We start from the raw sequence: 3280 nt of genomic DNA, 5'->3' as shown, positions 1-3280 counted from the left end.
TCGCCACCACGGCGCGCACGCGCGATCTGACAAAACCGGTGTTCAGCCCCGAAGCCGCGATGGCGCTGGCCGCAGAGAAAATCGCAGCGGGCGGCCGTGTCGCCGTGCTTTTCGGGCCGGAACGTGCGGGACTCGAAAATGATGATATCGCACGGGCCAATGCGATCATTTCGGTGCCCGTCAATCCGGAATTTCCATCGCTTAATCTGGCGCAATGCGTGCTGCTGACGGGATATGAATGGATGCGCGCCTCGGGCAGCGTCGCTCATGAGCAGGCTGGTCTGGCCGGTACATCCCCCGCCCCGGTCATCGAAATTGAACGTCTGGCCGCTCACTATGAAGAGCGCCTTGATGCCGCAGGTTTTTTCTTTCCCGAGCACAAATCGCGCTCGATGCGGGTCAATCTGCGTAACATGTGGAGCCGGATGCCGCTGACCCGCGCTGATGTCCAGATGCTGCACGGCGTGCTGCGACAACTGCTGCGCGACCGCACGCGCGACGGATAGACGCGCTGGACCTCACCGGCAGGTCGGCATAGGTATCTGGCAACGGGTTTTCAGGACGGCGAGAGATGAGCAAAAAGCGCAGCATCTTTGAGGAAGTGGGCACGGGCGAAACGGCCCGACCGCAGGCGCAGCCGGGATTGATTGATCGCGGCCAGCGCGGCGGGCGGGCCGCCATCCGCGCCTGGCTGATGGTACTCTTTGCGCTGGTGATCGTGATGATCGCGGTGGGCGGTCTGACACGGCTCACCGACAGCGGGCTCAGCATTACCGAATGGCGGCCTCTGACCGGCGCACTGCCGCCACTTAGCCAGGCCGACTGGGAAAGCGAGTTTGCCAGATATCAGGAAATCGACGAATTCCGCATCCAGAACCAGTGGATGGAACTGGCCGATTTTAAAGTCATCTACTGGTGGGAATGGGGTCACCGTCAGCTTGGCCGGGTTATCGGTCTGGTCTGGGCCGCGGGTTTTGCCTGGTTTGCCGTCCGCCGGCAGATCCCGCCGGGCTGGACATCAAAGCTTTTATTACTCGGTGTACTTGGCGGCGCGCAGGGTGCGATCGGCTGGTGGATGGTTGCCTCCGGCGTTACGCAGGGCGAAGGCATGGTGGATGTCGCCAGTTACCGGCTGGCCACGCACCTCGGGCTGGCCTTTGTCATCCTTGGGCTCATCACATGGTACGTGCTGCAGCTTGGCCGCAAGCCAGGCGATCTGCTGCAGGCCCGGCGCGCACGTGAGGCAAAGCAATGGGGCCTGTCGACGGGCCTTTTACATTTCGCCTTTCTGCAGATCCTCATCGGCGCGCTGGTCGCAGGCATTGACGCAGGTCGCAGCTATACCGACTGGCCCCTGATGGGCGGTCAGGTCTTTCCTGCCAGCGCCTTTGCGCTGGAGCCTGTATGGCGCAATTTTTTCGAAAGCCCCGGTCTGGTGCAGTTCATCCACCGGGTCACCGGCTATCTTCTGGCAGCCTTTGCCGTGGTCGTCTGGCTGCGCGGGCGCCGCTCGTCGCACGCGGATACACGCTTTGCATTCAACGCGGTGATGGCCGCGATGAGCCTGCAGGTCGTTCTCGGCATCGTGACCGTTCTCTACGGCGCCCCGGCGGGCATCGCAATTTTTCACCAGCTGCTGGCAGTTCTCGTCTGGGTGCTGATCCTGCGCGCCCGCTTCCTGAGCGGTTATCCTGTTGCAACATCTCTGCGAGGCAAAACCGCATGACAGCTGAATATGACGCGCTGATGGACTTCGTGCGCGAGACCGAAGCCCTGGCCGCGATTTCCGGGCGTCTGGAATGGGACCAGGAAACGATGATGCCACGCGGAGCCGCACCACAACGGGGCGCGGAAATGGCCGCACTCGAAGGCGTGCTTCACGCCCGTCGCACAGATCCGCGCATGGGCGACTGGCTCGCGGCCTCCGAGGAGAGCGCCACGGATGACGTGGCCCGCGCACAGCTGCGCCACATCCGCCGCAATTTCGAGCGGACCTCGAAAGTGCCCGCGCGGCTTGCGGCCGAAATCGCGCGTGTGACCTCGGAGACCCAGGGCATCTGGGCCGATGCCCGCGCCGAAGGCGACTTCGACGCATTCGCACCGGCGCTGGAAAAGGTCATTGCCCTCAAACGCGAAGAAGGTGCAGCGCTGGCCGGTGACGGCGATCTTTATGATGCCATGCTGCAGGATTATGAACCCGGCACCACCGCCGCCGATCTGGAAGCCATGTTCGGCGCTCTGCGGCCGGAGCTTACAGATCTGCGTGCGGCAGTGCGCGAGGCCAAAGCGCCCGCCCGGCTGACCGGCACCTTTGACGAGCCAACGCAGATGCGGCTCACCCGAAAACTCGCAAAAGCCTTTGGCTATGACATGACCCACGGGCGCGTGGATAAGGCGGTGCACCCGTTCAGCTCAGGCTCCGGGCTTGATGTGCGCATCACCACGCGCACCAGTGAGACCGATCCGTTCAACTGTTTTTATTCGACGATCCACGAGGTCGGCCATGCCTGCTACGAGCAGAACATCAGCCGTGGCTATCTGCTGACACCGCTGGGGCAGGGCGTCTCGATGGGCGTGCATGAAAGCCAGAGCCGGATTTACGAAAACCAGCTCGGACGCAGCCGCGCCTTTACCGGCTGGCTCTATGGTGAAATGCGCGACGCCTTTGGCGATTTCGGCATCCCCGATGAGGAAAGCTTTTACGCAACGGTAAACCGGGTCTCGGACGGATACATCCGCACCGAAGCTGACGAATTGCAGTATAACCTGCATGTGCTGATGCGATTTGATCTCGAACGCGCGCTGATTTCGGGCGATCTGTCGGTCTCAGACCTTGAAGCCGCCTGGAACGACCGGTTTGAAGCCGATTTCGGTTACAAAGTGGACAAGCCTGCACACGGCGTTCTGCAGGATGTGCACTGGGCCGTCGGGCTGCTTGGGTACTTTCCAACCTACAGCCTCGGCAACGTCTATGCCGGCTGCCTACATGAGGCGCTGCGTGCAGCCCTGCCGGATCTCGACAGCCAGCTGGCGCGGGGTGATACCTCGGGTGCTACCGCATGGCTTGCCGAAAACGTCCAGACCCACGGCGGGCTTTACGAGCCGCGCGACGTAATCGCCCGCGCCCGGGGCGCTGAGCCATCTGAGGCACCGCTGCTGGCCTATCTCAAGGAGAAATTCACCGGGATTTACGGGCTGTGATCCGGCGGCGCGCGCCCGTGGCGGGGACGCCCGGTTTGCTTTGACAGCCAGCGTTGGCGCGTCGCGCACCTGGCCTGCC

3 protein-coding genes are annotated in these 3280 nt (G+C 62.8%); all 3 read left to right on the top strand.

The window, feature by feature from the left end; translation table 11 throughout:
* A partial coding sequence (locus Q0M35_RS18255; RefSeq protein ID WP_295317676.1) for a TrmH family RNA methyltransferase occupies positions 1–506 on the top strand: 506 nt, incomplete at its 5' end.
* 65 nt (positions 507–571) lie between these two features.
* The gene (gene ctaA, locus Q0M35_RS18250) at positions 572–1726 is read left to right on the top strand and encodes a heme A synthase (RefSeq protein WP_295317675.1); all 1155 of its coding nucleotides are present in this window, start codon (positions 572–574) and stop codon (positions 1724–1726) included.
* The gene (locus Q0M35_RS18245) at positions 1723–3201 is read left to right on the top strand and encodes a carboxypeptidase M32 (protein WP_295317674.1); all 1479 of its coding nucleotides are present in this window, start codon (positions 1723–1725) and stop codon (positions 3199–3201) included. The genes ctaA and Q0M35_RS18245 overlap by 4 nt, the downstream gene beginning before the upstream one ends.
* Positions 3202–3280: the final 79 nt, after the last annotated feature.

The sequence above is a fragment of the Roseobacter sp. genome (assembly GCF_024639605.1).
In the GTDB taxonomy this organism is placed as follows: Bacteria; Pseudomonadota; Alphaproteobacteria; order Rhodobacterales; family Rhodobacteraceae; genus Roseobacter.
This window is presented reverse-complemented; position numbering and strand designations above follow the sequence as displayed.